Origin of the sequence: Moorena sp. SIO4A5, assembly GCF_010672005.1 — a bacterium.
In the GTDB taxonomy this organism is placed as follows: Bacteria; Cyanobacteriota; Cyanobacteriia; order Cyanobacteriales; family Coleofasciculaceae; genus Moorena.
On record NZ_JAAHHZ010000601.1, the window covers coordinates 1 to 3,015 of the forward strand.

Genomic DNA, 3,015 nt, shown 5'->3' on the forward strand with positions numbered 1-3,015 from the left:
GCGATCGCCTAGCAAAAGCTTTCACCGCCAAAGGTTGGCCAGTCTTAGCTTTTCTAGATACCCACGAACCAGGCAAACCAGAACCTCCCTATCCTCCTCATTGTGAAAAAGGGTCTGGGGAAGAAAAACTGGTTCCTGAACTGGAATGGCTAGAAACTCATCCCCACGCTACTTTAATTCAAAAAGACTGCATCAATGGTTTTATCGGTTCCATTGATGTAGATACTGGAAACAATACTTTAATTAGCTGGATAAACCAGCACAAGCTAGAAGCCTTAGTAGTTGTGGGCATCTGCACCGATATTTGTGTAATGGACTTCGTGGTTACTATGCTATCAGCACGCAATCATGATATGGTACCAACCTTAAAAGATATTGCCGTTTATACCGAAGGTTGTTCCACCTTCGACCTCTCGGCAGAGATGGCAGCCCAGCAGGGTTTGCCAAAGACGGCAATTCATCCCCAGGAAATCGCTCATCATGTTGGTTTATACACCATGGCAGAGCGTGGAGCGTTCATTGCTTCTACAATTTTGATGTGACAAATCCCAGGCATTGCTGAATCAAGGAATTAATATGAGTGGGGTGGGCATCCTGCCCGCCCGGAAATATATTGAAACTGGCAAGATGCCAGTTCCACACCAGATGCCCATGCCACGGCAAGATGCCCATGCCACACCAGATGCCCATGCCACGGCAAGATGCCCATTCCATCTCACTCTTAAAATCATTGTCTTGATGCAGTCGCTCATGGGGGAAACCCCCAAGACCGCGCTGCATCGCTCCATTATTAAGCAATGCCCAATCCCAAGTTTAAAACCAAGTAAAATTTACCTTTTTAATAAAAAAAATGAAATCTCGACTAACAATTGTCACAGGTGCAAGCGGCGCTCTGGGTAACAGTTTTATTGAACACTTTCTACAGCAAGAAAATACCACTTGCGTAGCCATTTCTAGATCCCCTCTGGAAACGGATGCCCTGCATTGCCAATTCGATCTTCTCGATAGCCAAGCCGCAGAGCAAGCCATCACTAATCTCGACCTTTCGGAAGTTTCTGATGTGATCCTTATCCATGGCGTAGGCAAATTCAAATATGAAATCGAGACAGAAACCACCGAGGCAGACTGGGATGAAAAGGGAATTGATGATGAAATATTCTCATCAAACTACCATACCTTTGTCAACGTAGCCCAGCCACTTGTCGAAAAACTTAACCAAGAGCATCAATGCAATCGCCAGACGACCCTTGCTCTTTGTGGTTTCGGTTCTGTTACGGATAAATATAAGATCCCTTTCTGGCGCTCTTATACTTACGCCAAAGATACCTTACGGAGCTATATCCAAGACCTAGCTCAGTCAGAAGACTGGCAAGGACTAATCAGGGGACGGTTTATCAATGTCAGTACTACAGACACAGGTAATGAAAACAAATTGCGACCCAATGCAACAGCTGAAGATAAAAAATATTGGCTCAAGCCAGAAAAAATCGTCCAGCAATCTCTAGAATCTCTGGAGTCCTTGCAGCCTCTGTGGCAGGAAATAGATGTCTATGAACCCATGCCAGGATTCGAGCCAGACGACTATTACAGCAATTACGATAAAATTCAAGAAAAATGGCAACGACAGATGGGAGTGCCATCTTCATTAACTTAACTGCTTTTTTGCTAAACTTTTAACTGAGGAGTATTTCCTTCTCCTTTTTTGGCAAGAAGATAGGAAATACTCCCATTGGGAGCTACAAAGTATAAATATTAATCTAATTGCTGCATAGGAAATTAAATTGGTTAAGAGTTATGGCAATATTACCTCCCCCAATAGTGTTAGACTCTCTACTGCATCAATGGCTCAAAGAAGATATTGGTAGAGGCGATCGCACCACCCAAGCTTTGTTCGCTCAAGAAGTTAGTTCTGGAAACGGACAATGGATCGCTAAGCAAGCAGGTACAATTGCGGGACTGCCAATTGCAGCGCGGGTGTTCTATTTATTAAATGAAAAGGTCAGCTTCATCCCCCTAGTAGCAGAGGGAGAAAGTTGTCAGCCAGGGCAAGCCATCGCTCGTTTGCACGGACCATTTGATGCTTTGTTGATGGGAGAGAGGGTAGCTTTAAATCTAACTATGAGTCTGAGTGGCATTGCTACCCTAACCCGTCAGTATGCCGAAAAAATTGCTGATTTGCCTGCCCAGTTGGTGGATACTCGCAAAACTACTCCAGGCTTAAGACTATTGGAAAAATATGCAACTCAAGTGGGAGGAGCCATTAACCATCGCATGGGCTTGGATGATGCGGTGATGATTAAGGATAATCATATTCAAGCGGCTGGGGGAATTGGGGAAGCGATCGCTCGAATTCGTAAGACTATTCCCTATCCTATGACCATTGAAGTAGAGACAACAACTCTCGCGGAAGTAGAAGAGGCGATCGCCCACAATGCTGATATTATCATGTTGGATAATATGCCAGTTGAGGAGATGGAGGTAGCAGTTAAGCTAATTCGCGTAAGCAACAACAACATTAAAATTGAGGCATCCGGTAATGTTACCTTAAAGACGATTCGTGCAGTGGCCGAAACAGGAGTAGATTATATCTCCAGCAGCGCTCCCATTACTCGCTCTAGTTGGTTGGATTTGAGTATGAGATTGGGGAGTTGGGATAAACAGTAGTATCGCCGTTTATCTCAAGGGGTATAGGAAGTATGCCCTGGGATAGATTTTGAAGGAATTTCGAGCTTCTTACTGTACTATTGACGAGGATGACTTGAGCGATCAGCCATGACAGAGTTAATGAATGCTGTGATTCTTACCGGATTTGGAGGGCCCGAAAAACTGGTCTATACCCAAGTCCCTAAACCAGTCCCGAAAGAGGGAGAAGTGTTAATTAAAGTAGGAGCTTGTTCTGTTAATAATACAGATATAAATACTCGAACAGGTTGGTATGGTGCGGAGAATAATTTTCAAGCTATCCTGCAAGATACCAAGGAAAATGACCTCAATAGTTCCGCTTGCTGGACGCAA

4 protein-coding genes and 1 pseudogene are annotated in these 3,015 nt (G+C 44.3%); 4 read left to right on the forward strand and 1 reads right to left on the reverse strand.

Annotated elements, in window-relative coordinates; genetic code table 11:
• Nucleotides 1-542 (forward strand): isochorismatase family protein (locus tag F6K57_RS41690; RefSeq protein ID WP_293075050.1); only part of this gene is annotated, 542 nt, incomplete at its 5' end.
• Here the strand turns inward: F6K57_RS41690 and F6K57_RS41695 are convergent.
• Nucleotides 526-780 (reverse strand): hypothetical protein, encoded by a 255-nt coding sequence (locus F6K57_RS41695; protein ID WP_293075053.1) that lies wholly within the window; start codon nucleotides 778-780, stop codon nucleotides 526-528. The genes F6K57_RS41690 and F6K57_RS41695 overlap by 17 nt on opposite strands.
• Nucleotides 781-850: 70 nt before the next feature.
• Here F6K57_RS41695 and F6K57_RS41700 point away from each other — a divergent pair, with 70 nt between their 5' ends.
• From F6K57_RS41700 to F6K57_RS41710, 3 genes and pseudogenes are all read left to right on the forward strand, one after another.
• Complete coding sequence (locus F6K57_RS41700) at nucleotides 851-1,654, forward strand: SDR family NAD(P)-dependent oxidoreductase (RefSeq protein ID WP_293075056.1); 804 nt, start codon at nucleotides 851-853, stop codon at nucleotides 1,652-1,654.
• Nucleotides 1,655-1,794: 140 nt separating this feature from the next.
• Entirely contained in the window at nucleotides 1,795-2,664 is an 870-nt protein-coding gene (gene nadC, locus F6K57_RS41705) for a carboxylating nicotinate-nucleotide diphosphorylase (protein ID WP_293075059.1), read from the forward strand.
• A gap of 108 nt (nucleotides 2,665-2,772) precedes the next feature.
• Nucleotides 2,773-3,015, forward strand: a pseudogene (locus tag F6K57_RS41710) (zinc-binding alcohol dehydrogenase); the annotation flags it as partial.